The organism is Microbacterium azadirachtae, from assembly GCF_025583665.1.
GTDB lineage: Bacteria > Actinomycetota > Actinomycetes > Actinomycetales > Microbacteriaceae > Microbacterium > Microbacterium azadirachtae.
Window position 1 is genome coordinate 3128023 of sequence record NZ_CP099706.1, and the last position, 23618, is coordinate 3151640.

A 23618-nucleotide genomic window follows, 5' to 3' on the forward strand; every position below is an offset into this window, starting at 1 on the left:
CTACTTCTTCCGCGCGCGCAGCTGCTCGATCACCTGCGGCACGACGGTGAACAGGTCGCCCACGATGCCGAAGTCCGCGACGTCGAAGATCGGCGACTCGGGATCCTTGTTGATCGCGACGATCGTCTTGGCGGTCTGCATGCCCGCGCGGTGCTGGATGGCACCCGAGATGCCCAGCGCGACGTAGAGCTGCGGCGACACCGAGACGCCGGTCTGACCCACCTGGTGCGCGTACGGGATGTAGCCCGCGTCGACGGCGGCACGGGAGGCGCCGATCGCGCCGCCCAGCTCGTCGGCCAGCTCTTCGACAAGAGCGAAGTTCTCCTTGGATCCGAGCCCGCGGCCGCCCGAGACGACGACCTTGGCACCGCGGAGCTCGGGGCGCGACGAGGTCGCCTCGACGGCCTCGATCGCGGATCCCGTCGCCGCTGCGGCCCCGGACGGCTCGACGGCGAGCGCCTCGACGCGGGCGTCGGCGACGGCCTCGGCGCGGGCGTCGATCGCTCCTTGGCGCACCGTGATGATCGGGGCGCCGAACGTGGGCGCCGAATCGGTGAGGAACGCACCGCCGTAGACCGAATGGTGCGCGACCACGCCCTCCTCGTCACGGGAGACGCCGATCGCGTCGACCGACAGCGCCAGGTGCTCGCGCACGGCCAGGCGTCCGGCGACGTCCCGCCCGGCGATCGAGTTCGAGACGAGCACCGCGTCCGGCCGCACGGCACGGTACGCGGCCTGCAGCGCATCGACGACGGGCACGGTGACCCCGGCCGCGTCGATGTCGGCGGTGAGCACGACCTGTGCGCCCGCGGAGACGGCGGCGTCGACCGCCGCCTGGGCGGTGCCCGCCGGGGCGGCGACGAGGGCGATCGGAGCGCCCAGCTGCGCGGCGGCGCCGAGAAGGCCCGCGGTCGACGGCGACGCGGCTCCCGCGGGGGTCACGTCGACGAGCACGAGGATCGCGTTGTCCGGGTACGCCATGATCACACCAGCCTGTTCTGCACGAGGAACTCGACGAGCTGCGCCGCGGCGTCGCCCTCGTCCGTGATCTTCACGCCCGCCGCGCGCGGCGGCTTCTCGGCCACGGCCGTGAGGATGGTCTGCGGCGCCTCCGCCGGGTCGGCGCTGACGCCGAGGTCGGCGAGGGTGAGCACCTCGAGCGGCTTCTTCTTCGCCGCCATGATGCCCTTGAAGTTCGGGAACCGCGCGTCGGGAAGGGCCTCGGTGATGGAGATCACGGCGGGGAGCGGCACGGTCACCTGCTGGGAGCCGAAGTCGGTCGCGCGCGTTCCGGTCACGGCGTCGGCGCCGATCTCGACCGCGCTCAGGGCGGTGGCCTGGGCGAACCCGAGGTGCTCCGCGAGCATCGCCGGGATCACGCCCGCCGAGCCGTCGGTGGAGAGGTTCCCGGTGATGACCAGGTCGGGCTCGCCGCGGCGGATCGCCGCCGCCAGCACCGCGGCCGTGACGCCCAGGTCCGCGCCCTGCAGTGCCTCGTCGACCACGTGGACGGCGGATCCTGCGCCGATGGCGAGCGCGCGGCGGATCGACGCCGTCGCCGACTCCGGTGCCATCGACAGCGCGACGACCTCGGTGCCGGGGTTCGCGTCCGCATGGCTCAGCGCCACCTCGAGGGCCCGCTCGGTGATCTCGTCGAGCACCACCTCTCCGGCGCCGCGGTCGGCCAGACCCGTCTCCAGGTCGAGCTTGCGGTCCCCGTAGGTGTCGGGCACCTCTTTCACCAGGACGAAGATCTTCATCGAGCCTCCTCACGCGAGCTTGGCCGGCCACCCGGCCGCAGGCGGGATCGCCCCGGTTACCGGGCGATAACGTGGTGCCAGCGTACCTCAGCGGCGGGGTCGGATCCGACTCCCTCCGGGCCTCCCGGACGCCCTCTGGCGCAACCCTCCAAGCCGCGCGCCACCTCGCCGGGGACGGTTTGGCGGAGCACCACGAACGGTGTCCGCGACGGCGGCGGGAAGCCCGGGATCCGGTGACCGCCCCGGTAACGTAGGGACATGGCCCGCCCGCATCCGCTGCCCATCGATCCCCTCGCCGAGGCGAAGCGGCAGTGGCTCGCGCACGGCTGGACCGATGCCGCCGACGGCATGTCGCTCGTGACCTCGGTGATGCGCGCGCAGCAGCTCCTGCTCGCCCGCGTGGACGCGGCTCTGCGTCCGTTCACCCTCTCCTTCGCCCGGTACGAGGTGCTGCGCCTGCTCGCGTTCAGCCGCACCGGGACGCTTCCCCTCTCCAGCGTCGTCGCACGCCTGCAGGTGCATGCGACGAGCGTGTCCAGCACCGCGGACCGCCTCGTGCGCGACGGGCTCATCGCTCGCCATCGCGACCCTCACGACGGACGCGCCGCGCTGCTCGAGCTCACCGAGACCGGTCGCGAACTCGTCGAGCGCGCCACCACGGCGCTCAACGACGAGGTGTTCGCCGATCCCGGGATCTCCGCGGAGGACGCCGCCGACCTCGTCGCGATCGTGGCGCGCATGCGCAAGGCCGCCGGGGACTTCGCCGACCCGCGCCCGCAGCCGGATCCGCTCTGATGGGATCCTTCGTCCTCGAGCGGACCTAGGCTGACGGTCATGAGCGAACTCAGGATCCGCACCACCCTCGAGCCCATGGGACCGGCAGGGGCGATCGTGCTCAGCGATGCGCAGGTCGCCGAGCTGAGCACCGTCAAGGCCTTCCCCGTCGTGGTCACGGTCGGCGAGAAGACCGCGCGACTGCGCCTGGCCAGGATGGGCGGCAAGAACCTCATCGGCTTCAGCAAGGCGAACCGCGCCGCGATCGGCGTCGAGCTCGGCGACGAGTTCGACGCGGTGATCGCGGCCGACACCGCCGAGCGCACGGTCGAGGTGCCCGAGGCGCTCGCCGCGGCCCTCGCCGAGGCGGGGCTGACCGGCGCCTTCGAAGCGCTCAGCTTCACGCGTCGCAAGGAGCTCGCCGGGTCGGTCGCCGACGCCAAGCAGGAGGCGACCCGCGAGCGCCGCATCGCGAAGGCGCTCGACGAGCTCCGCGCCTGACCGGCCGCTCCCCCGGATCCCGCTCGCCGGTCGCGGATTGCACTGACCGGGCCGCCCGGGATCCGTTCACTGGTCGCAGATTGCGGGATTCCAGTGCTCAAAGCCACAATCCGCGACCAGCGAGCCGACCGCCGAGACGGCGAACCATGTCCCCACTAAGTTGTGCACAACTGAATTGTCTGCAATGCTTCTATCATGGCCGCAACAGACGAGATGGTGTGCTTCGCGCTCTACGCCGCGACGCGGGCGACGACCCAGGCCTATCGGGCGCTCCTCGCGCCCTGGGGCCTCACCTACCCGCAGTACCTCGTGATGGTGACGCTGTGGCTGGATGGCGAGCAGACCGTGTCGTCGCTCGGCGACCGCCTGCAGCTCGACTCCGGCACGCTCTCGCCGCTGCTGCGGCGGATGGAGCAGAGCGACCTGATCGTGCGCGAGCGGCGCTCCCCCGATGAGCGCGTCGTTTCGATCGCCGTCACCGATCGCGGCCGCCGTCTGCGCGGTGAGCTCAGCGACATCCCCCGCCAGATCGCCGAGGGCTTCGCCCTCCCCGACCGCACCAGCGCCGAGGACCTCATCCGCCGGCTGCACGAGATCTCGTCCTCGATGCACGCCGTGGCCACCAACGCGGCCCGGCCCTGAACCCACCCACCTCGACCAGAAGACCAGAAGGAGATCACCCATGGACGTCCTCTACACCGCCGAAGCCATCGCGACCGGAGCAGGCCGCAACGGCCGCGTCGTCACCACCGACCGCCGCGTCGACCTCGACCTCGCCATCCCGCGCGAGATGGGCGGATCCGGCGACGGAGCGAACCCCGAGCAGCTCTTCGCGGCCGGGTACAGCGCCTGCTTCCACTCCGCGCTGCAGGCCGTCGCCCGCACCCAGAAGGTCGCGATCGCCGACTCCTCGGTCGCCGGCCGCGTGCAGATCGGCCCGAACGGCCAGGGCGGCTACCAGCTGGCCGTGCGCCTGGACGTCGTGCTCCCCGGCCTCGAGCTCGCGCAGGCCCAGGCGCTCGCCGACGCCGCGCACCAGGTCTGCCCCTACTCGAACGCGACCCGCGGCAACATCGAGGTGACGGTCGTCGTCTCCGAGGACTGATCCCGTGCCGCGTCGGGTTCCCGCCCACTCCCGGCGCGGCGCACGTCCGGCGGATGCGGCTCAGTCGCCCTCGTACACGTAGGCGTCGAACCGGGCGGGGATGTTCATCCGCTGCCAGGCGAGCTCCTCGTCGCGGCGAGAGCGGTCGCCCGGAAACGCACGGGCGGTGTGCCGCGGCACCTGCCGGCTGTGCCCGGCGAGATGCGCGACCGCCACCGCCTGGCCGCACACGCGTGCGGCCGCGACGGCACTCGGATCCTGCGCCTCGCGCGCCGCCTCGTGACACGCGAACGCCTTCTCCCGCACGGCGTCGATGTCGAGCTCGCCGCGCAGGAACGCCTCGGCCGCGGCCAGCGCCTCTCGGGGCCGGTCGTCGTCCGGACGCTCGGCCTGGAACAGCGGCAGGAGGCGCTCGGCGCACGCGATGGTCCATCCGACCAGCTCGCGACGGTCGTCCTCGCTCAGGCGCAGGTCCTCGGGGTCGGGCAGCGCACCATCGGCGAACAGCGGCACCACGTTGGACACTTCGCCGGCGGGGTCGGCGGACGCGGTCCGGCGACGGGGATCCGAAGCGGATCCGAGAGGGCGGATGTCGGCCACGTCGGTCACCGGTTCACGAACTGCGGAGGACGCTTCTCGCGGAAGGCCGCCATGCCCTCCTTCTGGTCGACGGTGTCGAACAGCGACGCGAAGGCCTCGCGCTCGATGTCCAGCCCGACCGCGAGCGTCGTCTCCATGGCGGCGTCGAGCGCGGCCTTGGCGGCGATGATCGAGGGCAGCGACTTGGCCGCGATCGACTCCGCCAGGGTCGACGCCTCTGCGAGCAGATCCGCGGCCGGCACGACGCGCGACACCAGGCCGGCGCGCTCCGCCTCCTCCGCGCCCATGATGCGCCCGGACAGCACCAGCTCGGCCGCCTTGTAGTAGCCGACGGCGCGGATCAGGCGCTGTGTGCCGCCCATGCCCGGGATCACGCCCAGGTTCACCTCGGGCTGGCCGAACTTCGCCGTGTCCGCCGCCAGGATGATGTCGCACATCATCGCGAGCTCGCATCCGCCGCCCAGGGCGAATCCGGACACGGCGGCGATCACCGGAGTCCGCACCGCGGCGAAGTCGCGCCACACGCCGAAGTGGTCGGTCGCGATCATCTCGGCCGCCGACATCGACTCCATCTCCTTGATGTCGGCCCCGGCGGCGAACGCCTTCTCCGAGCCGGTGACCACGATCGCCCCGATGCCCTCGTCCGCGTCGAACGCGGTGGCGGCGGCGGTGACCTCCGCGGCGACCTGCGAGTTCAGCGCATTCAACGCCTGCGGCCGGTTGAGGGTGATCCAGCCGACCCGCCCGCGCTGCTCCGTGAGGATCGTCTCGTACTCGGCCATGTCCCGTCCTTTCGCCGCACCGTCGTGGCGCTTCCAGTATCCCCGATGTCGGTGAACGGACGGTGTCCGCACCCTCTCCGGCCGCAGCCCGGCCCCCGTTCCGCTCCCGCCTGGCCTGCCCCGCGCGGCTCCCTGCTGCACCGTTTCCCTCCCTCCAGCGCCTTTCCCTCCCCTGGGCACCGCATGTCCGGGGAGGGGAACAGGCCCCGGGGAGGGAAACACATGCCCTAGGAACTCCCGCGCCGCGACAGGATCGGGACTCCCGCTGCGGATCCGTCAGGAGGCGTCGCGGATGTCGGTGATGATCCCGGAGAAGTCACGCCCGGCACCCGCGCCCGCGGCGAACTCCGCATAGATCTCCTGTGCGAGCCGGCCCATGCGCGCCTCCGTGCCCGTCCCCTCGATCGCCTGCAGCGCGAGCCCGAGGTCCTTCGCCATGAGGGCGCCGGCGAACCCCGGCCGGTAGTCGCGGTTGGCGGGGCTCGTCGGCACCGGCCCCGGCACCGGGCAGTTCGTCGTGATCGCCCAGCACTGCCCCGACGCCTGCGACACCACGTCGAACAGTGCCTGATGCTCCAGGCCCAGCCGCTCACCGAGCACGAACGCCTCGGCGACGGCGATCTGGGAGACCCCCAGGATCATGTTGTTGCACACCTTGGCGGCCTGCCCGAGCCCGGGTCCTCCGCAGTGCACGATGCGCTTGCCCATGACCTCCAGCAGGGGAAGGGCGGTGGCGAAGTCCTCGTCCGATCCGCCCACCATGAAGGCGAGCGTGCCGTTCTCGGCGCCCACCACGCCGCCCGACACCGGGGCGTCGACGTTGCGGTGCCCTGCCTCGACCGCGAGGGCGTGCGCCGTCCGCGCCTCATCGACCGCGATCGTCGAGCACTCGATGAACAGCGTGCCGGGATCCGCAGCGCCCAGCAGCTCGTCCTGGTAGGCCGAGATCACATGCCTGCCGGCGGGGAACATCGTGATGACGACCTCCGCGCCGGCCACCGCGTCGACTCCGAACTGAGCGATCGGCACGCCCGCCGCCGATGCCGCATCGACCGCTGCGGGCATGACGTCGAAGCCGCGGACCTCGTGGCCGGCCTTGATCAGGTTGAGCGCCATCGGCAGGCCCATGTGGCCGAGACCGAGGAACGCGACGCGCGTCATGATGCGCTCCGCATCTGCTGGGATCCGGCAGGGCGCAGCATCTCGCGTCCGACGATGAGTCGCATGATCTCGTTCGTCCCTTCCAGGATCTGATGCACCCGCAGATCACGGACGACCCTCTCGATCCCGTAGTCCTGAAGGTACCCGTAGCCGCCGTGCAGCTGAAGGGCGCGGTTGGCGACGTCGAAGCCGGCGTCGGTCGCGAAGCGCTTGGCCATCGCGCAGCGCATCGTGGCGTCCGGCGCCTTCTGGTCCACGGCCTGCGCGCCGTCGCGCACCATGAGCCGCGCGGCCTGCAGATCCGTGCGCATGTCGGCGACGGCGAACAGGATCGACTGCTTCTCGGCGAGCGGCTCGCCGAACGCCTCCCGCTCGTGCACGTACTGCACCGCGCGGTCGAGGGCCCACTGCGCGCCGCCGATCGAGCAGGCGGCGATATTGAGCCGCCCGCCGTTGAGCGCGCTCATCGCGATCGCGAAGCCCTGCCCCTCGGATCCGAGCATGTTCGACGCGGGCACCCGCACACCGTCCAGGACGACCTGGCGGGTCGGCTGCGCGTGCCAGCCCATCTTCTTCTCCGGGGCCCCGAAGCTCAGGCCGGCCGTGTCTCCGGGCACGAGGAACGCGGAGATGCCGCGCGCGCCCGGCGCGCCCGTGCGCGCCATCACGATGTAGACCGCGGCCTCGCCGGCGCCCGAGATGAACTGCTTCACGCCGGTCAGCACGTAGTCGTCGCCGTCGCGGGTCGCGCTCGTGGCGAGGGCCGCGGCGTCGGAGCCCGCGCCCGGCTCGGTGAGGCAGTAGCTGCCGAGACCTTCCATGGAGACGAGCTCGGGCATCCAGCGATCGAGCTGCGCCTCGCTGCCATAGCTGTCGATCATCCAGACGACCATGTTGTGGATCGAGATGTACGCCGCGATCGTGGGGTCGCCCTTCGCGAGCTCCTCGAAGATCGCGACCGTGTCGACGCGCTCGAGGCCGGTGCCGCCGGACTGCTCGCGCGCATAGATGCCGCCGAGGCCCAGCTCCCCGGCACGGCGCAGGGTGTCGCGGGGGAACAGGTGCTTCTCGTCGCGCTCGGCGGCGAACGGGGCGAGCTCGGTCTCGGCGAACTCGCGCACGGCGCCGAGGATGGCGGCGCGCTCTTCCGCGGTCATCGCGACCGGGGTGGTGACGGTGGTCATGGTGTGCTCCTCGTGGGTCACAGCTGTCGTGAGCGGGGACGGATCAGTGCATCGTCGGGATGACGAAGCTGGCGCCCTCGCGCACCCCGGCGGCGGGCCAGCGGCTGGTCACGGTCTTGGTCTTCGTGTAGAAGCGGAAGGCGTCGGCGCCGTGCTGGTTCAGATCGCCGAACCCGCTGCGCTTCCAGCCGCCGAAGGTGAAGTACGCGATCGGCACCGGGATCGGGACGTTCACCCCGACCATGCCCACGTTCACCCGGGCCACGAAGTCGCGGGCGGCGTCGCCGTCGCGCGTGAAGATGCCCACGCCGTTGCCGAACTCGTGCTCCGACGCCATGCGCAGCGCCTCCTCGTAGTCGGCCGCGCGGGCCACCACGAGCACCGGGCCGAAGATCTCCTCCCGGTAGATCGACATGTCCGTCGTCACCCGGTCGAACAGGGTCGGGCCGAGATAGAACCCCTGCTCGTGGCCCGGCACGGAGAACCCGCGACCGTCCACGACGAGGTCGGCGCCCGCATCGATCCCCTGCTGGATGTATCCGGTCACGCGATCGACCGCGGCGGCGTTCACGAGCGGGCCGTAGTCCACGCCCGGCGCGTCGGACGGGCCGACCTTCAGCTTCTCGATCCGCTCCACGAGCTTGGCCGTGAGCGCGTCGGCGGTGTCGTCGCCGACGGGGACGGCCACCGAGATCGCCATGCAGCGCTCCCCCGCCGAGCCGTAGCCCGCGCCGATGAGCGCGTCGGCCGCCTGGTCCAGATCGGCGTCCGGCATGACCACCAGGTGGTTCTTCGCGCCGCCGAAGCACTGGGCGCGCTTGCCGTGCGCGTTCGCCGTCGAGTAGATGTACTCGGCGATCGGCGTGGATCCGACGAAGCCGATCGCGCGCACCCGGTCGTCGGTGAGCAGCACGTCGACGGCCTCCTTGTCGCCGTGCACGACGTTGAGGATGCCCGCCGGGAGCCCGGCCTCCAGGAACAGCTCGGCGATCCGCACGGGCACCGAGGGGTCGCGCTCGCTGGGCTTGAGGATGAACGCGTTGCCGGCGGCGATGGCCGGACCCATCTGCCAGAGCGGGATCATCGCGGGGAAGTTGAACGGCGTGATGCCCGCCACCACGCCGAGCGGCTGGCGCATCGAGTAGACGTCGATGCCGGCGCCCACACCCGTGGAGTACTCGCCCTTGAGCAGGTGCGGGGCGCCGATGCAGAACTCGATCACCTCGACGCCGCGCTGGATGTCGCCCCGAGCATCGTCGACCGTCTTGCCGTGCTCGCTGGACAGCAGCGCGGCCAGCTCATCGGTCTCGTCGCGGAGGAGCTCGAGGAAGCGCATGAGCACCCGCGCGCGCTTCTGCGGGTTCGTCGCCGCCCAGCCCGGCTGCGCCGCCTCCGCGTCGGCGATCGCCGCGCGCACCTCATGTGCGCTCGCGAGCGGCACGCGCGCCTGCACGGCGCCGGTCGAGGGGTCGAAGACCTCGCCCCAGCGCCCTCCGTTCGCCTCCGGGCTGCCGGGGATCCCGGATCCTCCGATGAAGTGGGTGATGTCGCGGACCATCGTGTGCTCCTGGTTCTGCGTCGTCGTCGACGCGGACTCCAGATTACATGGCCGTCCATGTAGTTACGAGGGCTTCCATGTAATTCATCGACACCTGGCGGCGAGTTCACCTCCCCGTCACCTTGAGCACGTACAACAGATCTCGCGCGGGCCGCAGACGCTGACCGGATCGGGTGCTCGTCTTCCCCGCGCTTCAGGGATCCGCCCGGCTTTCTCGCACGGGCGTCCAGCGGTCACGAACCGCAGGACCCCCGCCGAATCGGGTCGGCGGGGGTCCTCTGGTTCGCGGGGCTCAGTGGCTCACTGCTCCCAGGTGACCTGGGGGCTCGGCTTGCCGAAGTCCACCGTGGGGGTCTCCAGATAGCCGCCGAAGGTGACCGTGTAGGTCTGGCCGTCGCTGCCCTGCAGACTCATGTCGACGGGGATCGAGTCGTACGCGGAGACCACCGTGGGCGAGGATCCGTTGCTCTCAGGCTGCAGCGCGTCGAGGGCGGCGCTCCCGTCCGCCGTGAGCGTGCGGGTGACGGTTCCCTCCACCGGGCTCGCACCGGAGAGGTCGATCGCGGTGATGTCCATGCCGCACGGCGTGGCCAGGGTCTTCATGGCCACGCACGCCTCGACCGCCGAGCGCACGAGCGAGCGGAACTGGGAGACGCCCGCATCGTTGAGCTTGGTGCGGACGTCGTAGAGGGCCGACGCGTCGTCGTAGGACGCGATCGCGAAGGTCGAGTCGCCGTCGATCGAGAAGTACTTGGAGTCCAGCGCGATCTGGTAGGTGCCGGGGAACACGTACGCATCCGTGATGTCGGCGGTCGGCACGCCGTTGAACGTCGCGTCGAGCCCGCGCAGGCTGTCCAGCGAGATCGGCGTCACGCCGTTCGTGATCTTCCAGGCGTCCTTGACCTTGTACACCTCGTACGTGGTCGACACGGTGCGGCCGCCGACCTCGAAGCTCGCCGCGACGGCGCCGGAGTACTTGCCCTCGCCGCCCTTCTTGACCGTGATGTGGCTGACCCCGCCGAGCTTGTCGGAGGCCTTCAGCACGGAGTCGGTGAGCAGCTTCTTGTCCGGGACGCTCTCGAGGTAGCCGAGGGCCGTCTTCGCGTCGCCCTTCGAGACGGCGGTCAGGTAGGCCTTCACCGTGTCGGCGGCCGTGACGGACGAGCGGGTGAGGGCGGGCACCACGAGCAGCGCCACGACGAGGATCGCGACGATCACCAGGGCCGCGCCGCCGCCGATCAGGCCCCAGAGCAGACCCTTCGAGGTCTTCTTCGGAGGCTGCCCGCCGGGGGCCTGGCTCGGCTGCGCGCCGTAGGGCTGCCCCGGGTACGGCTGCGCGACCGGTGCGCCGTAGGGCTGCCCCGGATACGAGGGCGCCGGCTGCGCGCCGTAAGCCTGCCCGGGCTGCGCGCCGTAGGGCTGCCCCGGCTGACCGGGATAGGCCTGCGTCGGCTGTCCCGACTGTGCGCCGTAAGGCTGACCCGGCTGGCCGGGGTAGGCCTGCGCCGGCGTGGCCGGGTACTCCTGCGCCGGCTGGCCAGGGTACGACTGCGCAGCGCCGTAGGACGGGGCGGCGGAAGGCTGGCCCGGCGCCGCGGCTCCGGGAACCACGGGTGCGGGATAGGACCCCGGGGGCGGGAACGCCTCGGTGGGGAAGGCCTCGGTCGGCTGTTCGGGTGCGGCGGGAGCGGCCTCGGGCGCGGGCGCCGTCTCGGGCGCGGGCGCCGTCTCGGGCGCGGCCTCGGCCGGCTGCGCGGGCGCCGTCTCGCGCGCGGGCGCCGTCTCGGGCGCGGCCTCGGCCGGCTGCGCGGGCACGGCAGGAGCGGCCTCGGGAGGACCTGCCTCGATCGGCGCTGCATCGGCCGGGGCGCCGTCGGCCGGGGCCGGGGCGGGTGCGTCCGCGGGCGGTGGCGGCGTCGGCTGCTGCGCCGTGGATCCGAAATCGAGCTCGTGGCCGCCCTGCAGCGGCTCCCCCTCAGTTGGCATGGACAACACGATACTCAGCGCGGGGCCCCTGCTCGATGGGCAGAACTCCCCGGCCGTTCCGTCTATTTGCGTCAAACCGTGGCTTTTGACCCTCGGAACCCACGGTTTGACGCAAATAGACGGAACCGACGGAGCGGGCGGGGCGGGGCGGGCGCCCCGGGCTCAGAGGGCCTGGATGCGCCAGGAGGCGACGTGCTCGCCGCGTGGGGGGAGCACCGTGAGTCCCGCGCCCGAGTTGTAGGCGTCGGGGGCGCACGTCATCGGCTCGACCGCGAGACCGATCCGGTGCGTCGCGGGATCCGCGGGCGTGTCGGCCGTGTGGATCTGCATCCACCGGCACGCCTCGTCCGCGTGCAGCGCGACCCCGCGGCCGTCGCGGGCACGCACCTCGACGGAGGCGATTTCGTCCGTGGCCGCCAGCTCCGTGAACGCATGGTCGATGAAGGTCGCGCCGATCCGGCGAGCCGCGCGGAAGTCCCACTGCGGATGCGCGTCGACGGGCTCGAGCGCGACCGGGCTCAACCGGTCGGGCGTGACCGTCAGGACGGCCGACGCGGGGAGGAGGAGAGTCCACCCGTCCACGGGAGGCGCCCCGTCCTCGGCGTCGCCCGCCACGAGATACGGGTGCGGCCCGGTGCCCCAGGGCGCTGGATCCGTTCCGGTGTTGCGCCCGGTCACCGTCTGGGTGAGCCCGTCCGCGCCCAGGCGGTACTCCACCACGACCTCGACGCGGAACGGATACCCGGCCTGCGGTTCGATGGTCGTGGCGAGCACCACGCGGTCCGGCTCCACCACGCGCGCGACGAACGCGCTCCACGCGACGAGGCCATGCAGCGCGTGCCCGCGCTCCGGTTCGGTCAGCGGCAGCCGATGCTCCGCCCCGCCGAAGGCGTAGCGCCCGTCGACGACCCGATTGGGCCAGGGCGCGAGCGTGGCCCCGCGGTAGTTCGGACGCACCTGGTCGGCCGCGAACGGCACCACGAGGTCCCGTCCTTCGAACCGCAGCGCGCGCAGCGTGGCGCCCACCGAGGCGATGTCGGCCTCATAGCCCTCCGCGGCGAGCGCGAACTGCCGCCCGGAGCGCGGCAGCGGTTCGTCGTCCGCCATCACAGTCCCTGCGCGAGGCGGTAGTACGCCTGGTTCCACCGCACCCGCTGCTGGAACTCCGGCAGGGTGGTGCTCTCGTCGATCACGAGCAGCTCCACCTCGGCCATCTCGGCGAAGTCTCGGAACGCCTCGATCCCGACGGCGGTCGACATCACCGTGTGGTGCGCGGCCCCGGCGGTCAGCCAGGCCGCCGCGGACGTCGTGAAGTCGGGCTGCGGCTTCCAGACGGCACGGCCGACCGGAAGGTTCGGCAGAGCCGCGCGCGGGGCGACGTTCTCGACGACGTTGGCGGTCAGGCGGAATCGATCGCGCATGTCGCTCAGCGCGACGACGACCGCGGATCCCGGATCCGCCGTGAACACCAGCCGCACCGGGTCGTCCTTGCCGCCGATGCCCAGCGGATGGATCTCGAGCGTGGGCTTCTGCGTGGTCAGCGACGGCGAGACCTCGAGCATGTGCGCGCCCAGGATGAGCTCGTCACCGGGCGTCAGGTCGTAGGTGTAGTCCTCCATGAGGCTCGCACCTCCGGGAAGGCCGGCGCCCATGACGTTCGCGATGCGCACGAGCACCGCCGTCTTCCAGTCGCCCTCGGCGCCGAAGCCGTAGCCCTCGGCCATGAGCCGCTGGACGGCGAGGCCCGGGAGCTGCTTCAGCGCGCCGAGATCCTCGAACGAGGTCGTGAACGCCGCGAACCCGCCCTCCTCGAGGAACGAGCGCAGCCCGAGCTCGATCGCCGCGCCGTCGCGCAGGGACGAATGCCGCTCCCCGCCCTTGCGCAGCTCGGGCACCACCGCGTACCGCTCCTCGTACTCCGCCACGAGCGCGTCGATGTCGGACTCCGCCGCCGCGGCGACCGCCTCGGCGAGTTCGTTGACGCCCCACGTGTTGACCTGCACGCCGAAGCGCAGCTCGGCCTCCGTCTTGTCCCCCTCGGTCACGGCGACGTAGCGCATGTTGTCGCCGAAGCGCGCGAGCTTCATCGAGCGGCTCGCGGCCAGGCCGGCCGCGGCCCGCTGCCAGATGCCCAGCTCCCGCTGCACGCGGGGGTCGGACGCGTGTCCGACGATCGTCTTGCGGGGCACCCCGAGGCGCGTCTGGATGTAGCCGAACTCGCGGTCGCCGTGGGCGGCCTGGTTCAGGTTCATGAAGTCGAAGTCGATGTCGGCCCAGGGCAGCTCCACGTTGGCCTGGGTGTGCAGGTGCGCGAGCGGCTTCTGCAGGGCGTCGAGGCCGGCGATCCACATCTTCGCCGGGCTGAACGTGTGCATCCAGGCGATCAGGCCGATCACCCGGTCGTCGGCGTTCGCCTCGAGGGCGGTGCGCCGGATCGCCGCGGAGTCGGTGAGCACCGGCTTCCACACGATGCGCACCGGCACCTCGCCGGCCTCGTCGAGGATCCGCGCGATCTGCTGCGACTGGTCCGCGACCTGCGCGAGCGTCTCCGGACCGTACAGGTGCTGGCTCCCCGTGAGGAACCAGACCTCGTAGCCGTCGAGGGAGGTGGTCAGTGTCGGCATCATCGGCCTTTCTGTGTGCCGGTCGTCGAGCGAGGAGCGCAGCGGGGCGACGCGTCGCTCAACGACCGGAGGGAAGGGAGGCCACCGCGGCGGCCTCGATGGCGAGTCCCGCACGGTAGCGGTCGAGGTAGGCGGCGAAGCCGGCGGCGTCGGCGGGATCCGGGTCCGCGACGACGAGCGCGGCCGAGGCGAACACCCGCCGGTCGAGGTATGCACCGAGGTCGAGCTCCCCGGCGTGCGCGAGATAGGACGCGAGCACGGCGATCCCCCACGCCCCGCCCTCGGAGGCCGCCTCGCCGATCGCGACGGGGGCGCCCAGCGCCGCAGCGAGGAAGCGCTGCGCGACGCCGGCCGTGCGGAACATGCCCCCGTGGGCGAACATGCGGTCGAGCCGCACGCCCTCGGCGGCGAGGGTCTGCATGCCCAGTGCGAGCGTCCCGAATACGCCGTAGAGCTGCGCGCGCATGACGTTCGCCAGGGTGAAGGCGCTGCCGGGGGTGCGCACCAGCAGGGGCCGCCCCTCCGTCAGCCCCGCGATCGGCTCCCCCGCGAGGTGGTTGTAGGCGAGCACTCCCCCGGCGTCGGCGTCGCCGTCGAGCGCCTCGCGGAAGAGCGCCTCGAAGGCGGTGTCGTCGCTCACCGGCGCCCCGGCCGCGGCGGCGAACCGCGTGAACAGCCCCGCCCAGGCGGCGAGCTCGCTCGCGCCGTTGTTGCAGTGCACCATCGCGACCGCGTCGCCCGCCGGCGTCGTGACGAGGTCGATCTCCTGGTGCACGCCGTCGAGCGGACGCTCGAGCACGACCATCGCGAAGATGCTCGTGCCGGCGCTCACGTTCCCCGTGCGCGGGGCGACGGCGTTGGTGGCGACCATCCCGGTGCCGGCGTCGCCCTCGGGCGGGCACAGCGGGATGCCGGGCGCGAGCGTTCCGGAGGGGTCCAGCAGCAGCGCCCCGTCGGCGGTGAGCGCCCCCGCGTCCGCGCCCGCGGGCAGCACCGCCGGAAGCAGGTCCGTCAGGGGCGCGGGCAGCCGCCCGGCGGCGAGGGCGTCGTACGCGCGCGCCTTGGCGGCGTCGTAGGCTCCCGTCGCGGCGTCGATCGGGAACATCCCCGAGGCGTCGCCGACACCCAGGACCCGCCGCCCCGTGAGCCGCTCGTGCACGTATCCGGCGAGGGTGTTCACGCTCGCGATGCGCGGCAGGTGGACCTCCCCGTCGACGACCGCCTGGTGCAGATGCGCGATCGACCAGCGCAGCGGGATGTTCACCCCGAGCAGCTCGGTGAGCTCGGCGGCCGCGACGGCGGTGTTGGTGTTGCGCCAGGTGCGGAAGGGCACCAGCAGTTCGCCCGCGGCGTCGAACGCCAGGTATCCGTGCATCATGGCCGAGATCCCGAGGGCTCCGAACGTCGTCGGCCGCACGCCGTACCGGTCGTGCACGTCCGCGACCAGCGCGGCATAGGCCGCCTGGAGGCCGGCCCAGACCTCGTCCAGGCCGTAGGTCCACAGGCCGTCTTCGAGCCGGTTCTCCCAGGCGGCGGACCCGGAGGCGAGCACGACGGACGGATCGGATCCGATCAGGCACGCCTTGATGCGGGTGGATCCGAGCTCGATCCCCAGGCTCGTCCGGCCGGAGAGGATGTCGTCGCGCGCGCTCATCGGCGGGCGTCCGCGCTCTGGCCGTACACGTTCTGGTAGCGGTCGAAGAGGCGGTCGATCGCCTCCTGCGGGAGCGGGATGAGCGGCCCGGCCTCTCGCGCGTGGTGCACGGTGCGCGCCACGTCCTCGACCATGACGGCGGCCTTGACCGCGTCCGCCGCATTCACGCCGATCGTGAACGGTCCGTGGTTCTGCATGAGCACCGCACGGCTGCGGTGCCCACGCAGAGTCTCGACGATCCCCCGGCCGATCGAGTCGTCGCCGATGATCGCGAACGGCCCGACGGGGATCGGACCGCCGAACTCGTCCGCCATGGCGGTGATGACGCAGGGGATCTCCTCACCGCGCGCCGCCCAGGCCACGGCGTACGTGGAATGCGTGTGCACCACCCCGCCGACCTCGGGCATGTGCCGGTAGACGTACGCGTGGGCGGCGGTGTCGCTGGACGGGGCGCGGTCGCTGCCGGCGGTGCCCGGCACCACCGCGCCGTCGAGATCGCAGAGGATCATGTTCTCGGGCGCCAGGTCGTCGTAGCTCACGCCGGAGGGCTTGATGACGAAGAGGTCGCCGCTGCCGTCGTCGGAGAGGCGGACCCGGCCCGACACGTTGCCGCCGGTCCAGACCACGAGACCGTAGCGCACGAGCTCGGCGTGCAGCCGGGCGACGTCGGCGCGGACGGCGTCGATCGCCTGCTCGATCTCGGGGGCGGAACGGGTCATGCGGATCCTCTCGGTGGCGCCCGAGATGCTCCTGGGCGACTGTGACCGGTCACGGACAAGTGTGACACCCGGGCACCGGGTCGTCAAGACCTCGACGCCGCGGCGCTCAGGCGCTCAGCCGCTCAGCCGCTCAGGCGGAGGGTGCGACCACCGAGTCGCGGATCACCAGCACCGGCGCGATCGGATCGGCCGCGTGCCGATCGGCATCCGCCGCGGCGTCCGCACCAGTCCGACCGCCGGCACCGGATCCGCTGCGGGCGATGACGCGCGCCACGGCGCGTCGTGCGAGCTCCTCGAAGTCCTGGCGCACGGTGGTCAGCGGCGGCCAGGCGTACGCCGCCTCCGGCACGTCGTCGAAGCCGACGATGCTGATCCGCTGCGGCACCGAGATCCCCGCCGCGCGCAGGCCCCCGAGGAGACCGAGCGCCATCTGGTCGTTGGCGGCGAACACCGCCGTCGCGCCCGACGCGATCACGTCCGCGGCGGCCTCGTGACCCGAGCGCGGGCTCCAGTCGCCGGCGAACACCGGCCCCTGCGGCAGCCCCCGCGCGGCGAGCTCCTCGGCGAAGCCCGCGGTGCGCGCCTCCGCCTCGAGCCAGTCGCGAGGGCCGGCGAGATGCGCGATCCGCTCGTGCCCGGCGTCGGCGAGCGTCGCCACGGCGAGGCGGGCGCCGGCCCGCTGGTCGACCGAGAAGTCCGCGCGCTCCGCCGCGTGCAGGATCACGGTCGGGATCCCGGTGCCGAGAGCGTCGAGCACGTCGAGCGTGCGGGCGTGCGGGGCGAACACGATGAGGCCGTCCACGGCCTGACCCCGCAGGTGCTCGATCGCCGCGGTCACCGAGGCGCCGTCGCCGGAGTCGGCGAAGGCCGCCGTGAGCCAGTAGCCGGCCTCGCGCGCCGAGGCCTCGATCGCCGCCATGCTGCGCGAAGGGCCGTACTGCAGCGCATCCGAGGCGAGCACCCCGATCGTGCGGGTGCGGTGCGTGCCCAGCGCCCTGGCGGCGTTGTTCATGCGATAGCCGAGCTCCTCCATCGCCGCCACCACTCGGGCGTGCGTATCGGGCGCGACATCCGGATGGTCGTTGAGCACGCGCGACACGGTCTGCCGGGAGACACCCGCGAGCGCGGCCACGTCCCGCACCCCGACGGCGCGCTGCGGCTTCGAGTCACTCACGCCTGCGAGTGTACGGGGCGCGGGCCCCTGCACTCCGGCAGGCCGGGTCAGCGGGCCAGGCCGAGCCGCTCGAGGGAGGCGTTGCGGAAGCGCCCGGACGGATCCATGCGGTCCGCGAGCGTGACGAAGTCGCCCCAGCGCGGCGTGCGCCGGCGGATCTCCGCGGGAGCGAGCGTCGCGAGCTTGCCCCAGTGCGGGCGTGCCGTGTCCGGCAGGGCCTCCTCGATCACCGGGAGCAGCGCCTCGACGGCCGGCTGATCCCGACGCCACGTGAAGTGCACGCCGACGGCCGGCTCCCCGTAGGACGAGCTCAGCCAGAGGTCGTCGGCCGCGACCGTGCGGATCTCGTTCACGAGCAGCAGCGGGGCGATCCGGTCGGCGAGGGCGCGGACCGCCTCGATCGCGCGCACCGCGTCGCGCCGCGGCACGAGGTACTCGCTCTGCAGCTCCTCCCCCGCCGACGGCGTGAACGCGAGCCGGAAGTGCGGCAGCCGCTCGTGCCACGGGCCGGCCTCGCCGAGCTGGGGCGTGCACGCCTCCGCCGAGACGCCGAGGATCGGATGCCTCGGCACCGTCGCCGCCGTGGCGCCGAGCCGCGCGAGCAGATCCCGGTCGGGACCCGGCTCGCCCACGCGGTTCTTCACCCACAGCTGGTCGGCACGGTCGCGGTCCGTCCATCGGCTGAAGATGCTGACGCTGGTGCCGAGCGCAGTGACCCGATCGAACTCGGCGAGCACCGCGTCCCACGCAGGACCCTCGTGCACGGTCTGCGCCACGTCGTAGGCGGGTTCGACGTCGAGCTCGAGCTCCACGATCACGCCGAGCGCTCCGAGGGAGACGATCGCTCCGGGGAAATCCGGGTCGCCGCGCCGCAGGACGCGCTCCCCCTCGGGCCCCGCGAGCGTGATCGCCCGCACGGCCGTGGCGAGGGATCCGATGGCGTCGCCGGATCCGTGCGTGCCCGTCGACACCGCCCCCGCGACGGAGATGTGGGGCAGCGACGCGAGGTTCGCGAGGGCCAGACCGCGCCGCTGCAGCTCCGCCCCGAGCTCGCCGTACCGGAGGCCCGCCGAGACGCGCACCGCGCCGGGAGAGACCTGATCGATCACGACGGGCATCTCCGCGAGGTCGATGAGGGTGCCGTCGGTGTCGGCGATGGCGCTGAAGCTGTGCCGGGATCCGAGCGGACGCAGGGGGCCCGGTGTCGCAAGCGCGCTCACCAGCTCGTCGCGGCTGCGCGGGCGGGCGACCGCCCGCGCGCTGTACGACACGTTGCCGGCCCAGTTCGTCCCGATGCTCATCGCCACATCATAGAGGCGCGACAGTGCCACCCGCCGCGGCTGTTACATCGATAGAACGGCGTCGGCGCCCGAGCCGACGTCCCGGGCATAGGCTGATCGCATGGCCGGAAGCACGCGCGCGACGATGCGCGACGTCGCGTCGCTGGCCGGGGTGTCGGCGAAGACCGTGTCGAACGTCGTCACGGGGTCCGTGTTCGTGCGGGACGACACCCGCGAACGCGTCGAAGAGGCGATGCGCAAGCTCGACTTCGTGCCCAACCTCAGTGCCCGGAGCCTGCGCAACGGCCGCTCCGGGGTCATCGCGCTCGCCCTCCCCTACCTGGCCACGTCGTTCTCCGCGGAGCTGCTCGACCACATCGTGCAGGCGGCCCGCTCCCGGGGGCTCGCGGTGCAGGTCGAGCAGACCGGATCCGAGCCGCGCCGCGAGCGCGAACTGCTCTCGCGCGCCCGCGCGCACCTCGTCGACGGGCTGATCCTGAATCCGATCCGGCTCGAGGACAGCGCGCTCACCGACGCCGACCGCCAGCTGCCGGTGGTGCTCATCGGCGAAGTCGAGCACCAGCTCGCCGATCATGTCGGGATCGACAGCGTCGCCGGGGCGGCCGAGCTGACCCGGCACGTGATCGCCCGCGGCGCCCGCCGGATCGCCGTCGTCGGCGGCGACGACCAGCACGCGATCGCGACCGCCACCAGCCGGCTCCGCCTGCAGGGGGTGCGCCAGGCACTCGCCGAGGCCGGCCTGCCCGCGGATCCGCGCCTGACCGCGAACCACGCCGACTGGACGATGAGCGGGGGCGCGGCCGCGATGACCGAGCTGCTCACCCGCGGCGTGCCCTTCGACGCCGTCCTCGCCTTCACCGACTCCCTCGCCGCCGGTGCCCTGCACGTGCTGCACGAGCGCGGCATCAGGGTGCCGGAGGACGTGCTCGTCACCGGCTTCGACGACGTGGAGCTCGCCCGCTTCACCGATCCCGCCCTGTCCACGGTGCAGATCGACCGGGCCGCCTTCGCCGCCGCCGCGGTCGACCTGCTCGCGGAGCGGATCGCCGATCCGACCGGCACCCCGCGCACGATCACGGTGCCGCACCGGCTCATCGTGCGCGACAGCACCGCCGCCGCCCCCCGAGGCTGGACGCCCGCGCGCTGACGGCTCGGCGCGATGGGCGCGCGAGCGCCGCGTGCGGCACGATGCGCGGCCGCCGCTGCAGCGCGCGAACGCCCCACCCGGGCACGCTGTGCCGCCGCCGCAGCGAGACCCCGGTCTTCCAAGATGGAAAACGCGCCCCCACCGGAGCTCCGGGCAGCGTTTTCCATCTCGCCGCCACGCGCGCCACGTCCCGAAGAGGGAGAACACACCGCGGACCGGCGCCCCGGCGACGTCATCCATCTCCCGGACGCGCGAACGCGCCACCCGGGCACAGTGCGCAGCCCCCCGCAGCGAGACGAACCCCGTCCTGTCACGCGGATCCGTGACCGGTCTCAGTTACCTCTTGCGCGGCATATTTCATCGATGTAATGATGTCGGAGTTCCCCGATCGTCCACGAAGGAGTGACGATGACACCACCTCTCGATCTGAACCGGCGGCAGTTCCTCGGCGCCGCGGGTCTCGCCGCCGGCACGGCCCTGCTCGCCGGCTGCGCCCCGTCCGCCAGCGCCGCCGGCACGCGCACGCTGCAGTTCTGGCACCTCCTCTCCGGCGGCGACGGCGTCACGATGTCGGGCCTGCTCGACGCCGTGAACACCGCCCAGGCCGACTACCGGATCCGTCCGACCGTGCTCGCCTGGGGCACGCCCTACTACACGAAACTCGCGATGGCCGCGGCCGGCGGGCGTGCCCCCGACGTCGCGATCATGCACGCCACCCGCGTGCTGGGCTGGGCTCCCGGCGGCCTCCTGGACGCCTGGGACACCGGACGACTCGCAGACCTCGGCGTGGATGCGTCGACCTTCCCGGATCCGATCTGGAAGAAGGGGGAGGTCGACGGCAAGCGCCTCAGCATCGCGCTCGACGCGCACCCCTTCGTGCTCATGTACAACACCGATGTCTGCCGCAAGGCGGGTGTGCTCGGCGCCGACGGGCGACTGAAGGAGGCGAAGAGCCCGGACGAGTTCCTCGCCATGGTCGACGCGATCGCCGGGGTCACCGGCGGGCACGGCCTCTCCTACGGCTATCTCGGCGACGGCTCTCAGATGTGGCGGCTCTTCTACACGCTCTACACCCAGCACGGCATCGAGATGGAGATGCCGCAGGGCGGATCCGCCGTGATCGACAAGGACGCGGCCGTCGCCTCGCTCGAGTTCATGCAGAAGCTGCTCGACGGGAAACGGGCGGCGAAGCAGGCCGACTACGGCACCGCGGTCGCCGAGTTCGCCACCGGCAAGAGCGGCATGTTCCTCAGCGGCGTCTGGGAGCTGCGCACCATGCAGGCGGCCAAGATCCCCTTCGACATCGCGATGATCCCGCCGCTGTTCGGCACGCGCACCGCCTACGCCGACTCGCACTCCTTCGTCCTGCCGCACCAGTCGCATCCCGACCCGGCGAGCCGCGATCTCGTCTACCGGTTCGTGGCCGACATGCTCAAGGGCTCCTTCGGCTGGGCGGAGGCGGGGCACATCCCCGCCTACCTCCCCGTCACGGAGTCCCCCGAGTACGCCGACCTGCTGCCCCAGGCGCACTATGCCGAGGCAGCCGGGTACGTGCGCTACGACCCGCCCGCGTGGTTCACCGGCTCCGGCTCCAACTTCCAGGGGCAGTTCGGCGCTGCGGCGCAGCCCGCCCTGCTCGGCGGGGGCAGCCCCGCCGACGCCATCGCCCGCTTCGAGGAGGCGGTCACGCGCTTCCTCGCCCAACCCAATCCGGCCGACCCGGAAGGAGCACGGAGATGACCGCGACGGCCACCACCACGACCATCGTCACCGGCCGGGCCGCGACCCGCGCCGCACGCCGGCACGCCGGCGGATCCCGCGGCGGGGAGCAGCTGATCGGCTGGGTGTTCCTGGCCCCGTTCCTCGTCGCGTTCGCGCTGTTCCTCGCCTGGCCGATCCTGCACGGGCTCTACCTGAGCTTCACCGACCAGTCGCTCACCGGATCCGGCGGAGGCTTCGTCGGCGTCGCGAACTACGTCGAGGCCCTCGGCGACCCGGTCATGTGGGGCGCCTTCGGCAACACCGTGTGGTTCACGGTGCTGTCCACCATCCCCCTTGTCGTCATCGCCCTCCTCATGGCGGTGCTCGTCGACCGCGGACTGCCGGGCCAGTGGCTCTGGCGGCTCTCGTTCTTCATGCCGTACCTGCTCGCCTCCACGGTGATCTCGCAGATCTGGATCTGGATCTTCAATCCCCAGATCGGCGCGGCGAACAACGTGCTGAAGGCGTTCGGCCTCGAGCCCATCGCCTGGCTGCAGGATCCGGCCGTGAACATGCTCGCGATCGTCATCGCGACCGTGTGGTGGACGATCGGCTTCAACTTCCTGCTCTACCTCGCGGCCCTGCAGAACATCCCGCAGCAGCAGTACGAGGCGGCGGCGCTCGACGGCGCCGGCGGCTGGCGGCAGTTCTGGTCGATCACGCTCCCCCAGCTGGGACCTGCGACCACCCTCATCGGCCTCCTGCAGATCCTGGCGTCGCTCAAGCTGTTCGACCAGGCGTACCAGATGCTCGGCGGCCTCTCCAGCGACACCACGCGCTCGATCGTGCAGTACATCTACGAGACCGGCTTCGTCGGCTACCGCTTCGGCTACTCGGCGGCGATCTCCTACGTGTTCTTCGCGATCATCATCATCCTCGGCGTCGCGCAGGCGCTGATCACCCGTCGGCGGAAGGACGTCCGATGACCACCGCGACCCGCACCCTCGTCGCTCCCGGCGCCGCGCGCGCCCGCACCCGCCGGCCGATCGGCCGCCGGTTCACCGTCCTGACCGTCGTCGCGTTCGCGGTGCTGCTGGTCCTCGCGATCGGCTGGCTGCTGCCGTTCCTGTGGGCGGTGGCCACGGCGTTCAAGACCGAGACCGACGCCGCCTCCGGCGACCCCGGCTGGATCGGGGCGAGCGGTCCGACCGTCCAGGCGTTCTCCGCGATCCTCGGGCAGGGCAACGTCTACCTCTGGGCCTGGAACAGCCTGTGGACCGCGACCGCCGTCACCGTGCTCACGGTGACGATCTCGGCCCTCGCGGCGTACGCCTTCTCGCGGCTCGACTTCCGCGGACGCAAGTGGCTGTTCGTCGTCATCGTGGCCGCCATCGTCGTACCGCCGCAGGTGCTGATCATCCCGCTGTTCTACGAGATGCTGGCCTTCAACCTGGTCGACACGCACTGGGGCCTGATCCTGCCGCAGGTCGTGGCTCCGGCGATGGTGTTCATCCTGAAGCGGTTCTTCGACGCGATCCCGATCGAGCTCGAGGACGCCGCACGCGTCGACGGCGCGAGCAGGTTCCGGGTGTTCTGGTCGATCGTGCTCCCGCTGAGCCGCCCGATCCTCGCCTCCGTCGCGATCTTCGTGTTCATCGGCGCGTGGAACAACTTCCTCTGGCCGTTCCTCGTGATCAACGACACCGGGCTGATGACCCTGCCGGTCGGCCTGCAGACCGTCATCAGCGCCTACGGGGTGCAGTACGCGCAGGTCATGGCACAGGCCGTGCTCGCCGCCCTCCCCCTCATCGTCGTCTTCCTCATCTTCCAGAAGCAGATCGTCAAGGGAGTCGCCACCAGCGGCTTCGGCGGTCAGTGACCCGACCC

22 protein-coding genes are annotated in these 23618 nt (G+C 72.1%); 8 read left to right on the forward strand and 14 right to left on the reverse strand.

Annotation, left to right across the window (positions count from 1 at the left end):
• Entirely contained in the window at positions 1 to 981 is a 981-nt protein-coding gene (locus tag NFX31_RS14830) for an electron transfer flavoprotein subunit alpha/FixB family protein (protein ID WP_262956068.1), read from the reverse strand.
• A 2-nt stretch (positions 982 to 983) separates the two neighbouring features.
• A complete protein-coding gene (locus NFX31_RS14835; RefSeq protein WP_091479931.1) occupies positions 984 to 1760 on the reverse strand; it encodes an electron transfer flavoprotein subunit beta/FixA family protein in 777 nt (258 codons plus the stop codon).
• Between the two features lie 258 nt (positions 1761 to 2018).
• Here NFX31_RS14835 and NFX31_RS14840 point away from each other — a divergent pair, with 258 nt between their 5' ends.
• The 4 genes from NFX31_RS14840 (at position 2019) to NFX31_RS14855 (ending at position 4140) form a co-directional block, all read left to right on the forward strand.
• Positions 2019 to 2555 (forward strand): MarR family winged helix-turn-helix transcriptional regulator, encoded by a 537-nt coding sequence (locus tag NFX31_RS14840; RefSeq protein ID WP_045250922.1) that lies wholly within the window; start codon positions 2019 to 2021, stop codon positions 2553 to 2555.
• Positions 2556 to 2594: 39 nt separating this feature from the next.
• Positions 2595 to 3035, forward strand: a complete 441-nt coding sequence (locus NFX31_RS14845; RefSeq protein WP_262956070.1) for a YdeI/OmpD-associated family protein — start codon at positions 2595 to 2597, stop codon at positions 3033 to 3035.
• 195 nt (positions 3036 to 3230) lie between these two features.
• Positions 3231 to 3677 (forward strand): MarR family winged helix-turn-helix transcriptional regulator, encoded by a 447-nt coding sequence (locus NFX31_RS14850; protein WP_262956071.1) that lies wholly within the window; start codon positions 3231 to 3233, stop codon positions 3675 to 3677.
• A gap of 40 nt (positions 3678 to 3717) precedes the next feature.
• The gene (locus NFX31_RS14855; protein WP_045250925.1) at positions 3718 to 4140 is read left to right on the forward strand and encodes an organic hydroperoxide resistance protein; all 423 of its coding nucleotides are present in this window, start codon (positions 3718 to 3720) and stop codon (positions 4138 to 4140) included.
• Positions 4141 to 4200: 60 nt separating this feature from the next.
• Here NFX31_RS14855 and NFX31_RS14860 read toward each other — a convergent pair whose 3' ends face one another.
• The 12 genes from NFX31_RS14860 to NFX31_RS14915 form a co-directional block, all read right to left on the reverse strand.
• Entirely contained in the window at positions 4201 to 4749 is a 549-nt protein-coding gene (locus NFX31_RS14860; protein ID WP_262956072.1) for a putative immunity protein, read from the reverse strand.
• Positions 4746 to 5522 carry an enoyl-CoA hydratase-related protein gene (locus tag NFX31_RS14865; protein ID WP_262956073.1) on the reverse strand — a complete coding sequence of 259 codons (777 nt, stop codon included), beginning with the start codon at positions 5520 to 5522 and terminating at the stop codon, positions 4746 to 4748. The genes NFX31_RS14860 and NFX31_RS14865 overlap by 4 nt, the downstream gene beginning before the upstream one ends.
• A gap of 276 nt (positions 5523 to 5798) precedes the next feature.
• On the reverse strand, positions 5799 to 6683 hold the full coding sequence (mmsB, locus tag NFX31_RS14870; protein ID WP_045250927.1) for a 3-hydroxyisobutyrate dehydrogenase: 885 nt from the start codon (positions 6681 to 6683) through the stop codon (positions 5799 to 5801).
• Entirely contained in the window at positions 6680 to 7867 is a 1188-nt protein-coding gene (locus tag NFX31_RS14875; RefSeq protein WP_045250928.1) for an acyl-CoA dehydrogenase family protein, read from the reverse strand. Before NFX31_RS14875 ends, mmsB begins: the two co-directional genes overlap by 4 nt.
• Positions 7868 to 7910: 43 nt before the next feature.
• Positions 7911 to 9425 carry a CoA-acylating methylmalonate-semialdehyde dehydrogenase gene (locus NFX31_RS14880; RefSeq protein ID WP_091479949.1) on the reverse strand — a complete coding sequence of 505 codons (1515 nt, stop codon included), beginning with the start codon at positions 9423 to 9425 and terminating at the stop codon, positions 7911 to 7913.
• 300 nt (positions 9426 to 9725) lie between these two features.
• The gene (locus tag NFX31_RS14885) at positions 9726 to 11411 is read right to left on the reverse strand and encodes a hypothetical protein (RefSeq protein ID WP_262956074.1); all 1686 of its coding nucleotides are present in this window, start codon (positions 11409 to 11411) and stop codon (positions 9726 to 9728) included.
• Between the two features lie 162 nt (positions 11412 to 11573).
• Positions 11574 to 12518 carry an aldose 1-epimerase family protein gene (locus NFX31_RS14890; protein ID WP_262956075.1) on the reverse strand — a complete coding sequence of 315 codons (945 nt, stop codon included), beginning with the start codon at positions 12516 to 12518 and terminating at the stop codon, positions 11574 to 11576.
• Positions 12518 to 14035 (reverse strand): L-arabinose isomerase, encoded by a 1518-nt coding sequence (araA, locus tag NFX31_RS14895; RefSeq protein WP_262957220.1) that lies wholly within the window; start codon positions 14033 to 14035, stop codon positions 12518 to 12520. The genes NFX31_RS14890 and araA overlap by 1 nt, the downstream gene beginning before the upstream one ends.
• 58 nt (positions 14036 to 14093) lie before the next feature.
• Entirely contained in the window at positions 14094 to 15689 is a 1596-nt protein-coding gene (locus tag NFX31_RS14900) for a xylulokinase (RefSeq protein WP_262956077.1), read from the reverse strand.
• Positions 15686 to 16408 carry an L-ribulose-5-phosphate 4-epimerase gene (locus NFX31_RS14905; RefSeq protein ID WP_045250932.1) on the reverse strand — a complete coding sequence of 241 codons (723 nt, stop codon included), beginning with the start codon at positions 16406 to 16408 and terminating at the stop codon, positions 15686 to 15688. The genes NFX31_RS14900 and NFX31_RS14905 overlap by 4 nt, the downstream gene beginning before the upstream one ends.
• 130 nt (positions 16409 to 16538) lie before the next feature.
• Positions 16539 to 17582 (reverse strand): LacI family DNA-binding transcriptional regulator, encoded by a 1044-nt coding sequence (locus NFX31_RS14910; protein WP_045250933.1) that lies wholly within the window; start codon positions 17580 to 17582, stop codon positions 16539 to 16541.
• A 47-nt stretch (positions 17583 to 17629) separates the two neighbouring features.
• Positions 17630 to 18883 carry an FAD-binding protein gene (locus NFX31_RS14915; RefSeq protein ID WP_045250934.1) on the reverse strand — a complete coding sequence of 418 codons (1254 nt, stop codon included), beginning with the start codon at positions 18881 to 18883 and terminating at the stop codon, positions 17630 to 17632.
• Positions 18884 to 18983: 100 nt separating this feature from the next.
• On the opposite strand from NFX31_RS14915, the gene NFX31_RS14920 reads away from it, so the two are divergent.
• The 4 genes from NFX31_RS14920 to NFX31_RS14935 all read left to right on the forward strand — a co-directional run bounded on the left by NFX31_RS14920 (position 18984) and on the right by NFX31_RS14935 (position 23610).
• Positions 18984 to 20030: a LacI family DNA-binding transcriptional regulator gene (locus NFX31_RS14920; RefSeq protein WP_045250935.1), complete on the forward strand. Its 1047-nt coding sequence runs from the start codon at positions 18984 to 18986 to the stop codon at positions 20028 to 20030.
• Between the two features lie 408 nt (positions 20031 to 20438).
• The gene (locus NFX31_RS14925) at positions 20439 to 21770 is read left to right on the forward strand and encodes an extracellular solute-binding protein (RefSeq protein WP_045250936.1); all 1332 of its coding nucleotides are present in this window, start codon (positions 20439 to 20441) and stop codon (positions 21768 to 21770) included.
• Positions 21767 to 22717 (forward strand): carbohydrate ABC transporter permease, encoded by a 951-nt coding sequence (locus tag NFX31_RS14930; RefSeq protein ID WP_045250937.1) that lies wholly within the window; start codon positions 21767 to 21769, stop codon positions 22715 to 22717. Before NFX31_RS14925 ends, NFX31_RS14930 begins: the two co-directional genes overlap by 4 nt.
• Complete coding sequence (locus NFX31_RS14935; RefSeq protein WP_262956078.1) at positions 22714 to 23610, forward strand: carbohydrate ABC transporter permease; 897 nt, start codon at positions 22714 to 22716, stop codon at positions 23608 to 23610. Before NFX31_RS14930 ends, NFX31_RS14935 begins: the two co-directional genes overlap by 4 nt.
• Positions 23611 to 23618: the final 8 nt, after the last annotated feature.

What these genes read in the sequence shown, in the direction of transcription:
- NFX31_RS14845 (WP_262956070.1), top strand. Translation starts at nt 2,595, where the DNA reads ATGAGCGAACTCAGGATCCGCACCACCCTCGAGCCCATGGGACCGGCA.
- NFX31_RS14915 (WP_045250934.1), bottom strand. Translation starts at nt 18,883, where the DNA reads ATGAGCATCGGGACGAACTGGGCCGGCAACGTGTCGTACAGCGCGCGG.
- NFX31_RS14930 (WP_045250937.1), top strand. Translation starts at nt 21,767, where the DNA reads ATGACCGCGACGGCCACCACCACGACCATCGTCACCGGCCGGGCCGCG.
- NFX31_RS14835 (WP_091479931.1), bottom strand. Translation starts at nt 1,760, where the DNA reads ATGAAGATCTTCGTCCTGGTGAAAGAGGTGCCCGACACCTACGGGGAC.
- NFX31_RS14905 (WP_045250932.1), bottom strand. Translation starts at nt 16,408, where the DNA reads ATGACCCGTTCCGCCCCCGAGATCGAGCAGGCGATCGACGCCGTCCGC.
- NFX31_RS14920 (WP_045250935.1), top strand. Translation starts at nt 18,984, where the DNA reads ATGGCCGGAAGCACGCGCGCGACGATGCGCGACGTCGCGTCGCTGGCC.
- mmsB (WP_045250927.1), bottom strand. Translation starts at nt 6,683, where the DNA reads ATGACGCGCGTCGCGTTCCTCGGTCTCGGCCACATGGGCCTGCCGATG.
- araA (WP_262957220.1), bottom strand. Translation starts at nt 14,035, where the DNA reads ATGCCGACACTGACCACCTCCCTCGACGGCTACGAGGTCTGGTTCCTC.
- NFX31_RS14830 (WP_262956068.1), bottom strand. Translation starts at nt 981, where the DNA reads ATGGCGTACCCGGACAACGCGATCCTCGTGCTCGTCGACGTGACCCCC.
- NFX31_RS14885 (WP_262956074.1), bottom strand. Translation starts at nt 11,411, where the DNA reads ATGCCAACTGAGGGGGAGCCGCTGCAGGGCGGCCACGAGCTCGATTTC.
- NFX31_RS14880 (WP_091479949.1), bottom strand. Translation starts at nt 9,425, where the DNA reads ATGGTCCGCGACATCACCCACTTCATCGGAGGATCCGGGATCCCCGGC.
- NFX31_RS14875 (WP_045250928.1), bottom strand. Translation starts at nt 7,867, where the DNA reads ATGACCACCGTCACCACCCCGGTCGCGATGACCGCGGAAGAGCGCGCC.
- NFX31_RS14890 (WP_262956075.1), bottom strand. Translation starts at nt 12,518, where the DNA reads ATGGCGGACGACGAACCGCTGCCGCGCTCCGGGCGGCAGTTCGCGCTC.
- NFX31_RS14855 (WP_045250925.1), top strand. Translation starts at nt 3,718, where the DNA reads ATGGACGTCCTCTACACCGCCGAAGCCATCGCGACCGGAGCAGGCCGC.
- NFX31_RS14900 (WP_262956077.1), bottom strand. Translation starts at nt 15,689, where the DNA reads ATGAGCGCGCGCGACGACATCCTCTCCGGCCGGACGAGCCTGGGGATC.
- NFX31_RS14925 (WP_045250936.1), top strand. Translation starts at nt 20,439, where the DNA reads ATGACACCACCTCTCGATCTGAACCGGCGGCAGTTCCTCGGCGCCGCG.
- NFX31_RS14850 (WP_262956071.1), top strand. Translation starts at nt 3,231, where the DNA reads ATGGCCGCAACAGACGAGATGGTGTGCTTCGCGCTCTACGCCGCGACG.
- NFX31_RS14935 (WP_262956078.1), top strand. Translation starts at nt 22,714, where the DNA reads ATGACCACCGCGACCCGCACCCTCGTCGCTCCCGGCGCCGCGCGCGCC.
- NFX31_RS14865 (WP_262956073.1), bottom strand. Translation starts at nt 5,522, where the DNA reads ATGGCCGAGTACGAGACGATCCTCACGGAGCAGCGCGGGCGGGTCGGC.
- NFX31_RS14840 (WP_045250922.1), top strand. Translation starts at nt 2,019, where the DNA reads ATGGCCCGCCCGCATCCGCTGCCCATCGATCCCCTCGCCGAGGCGAAG.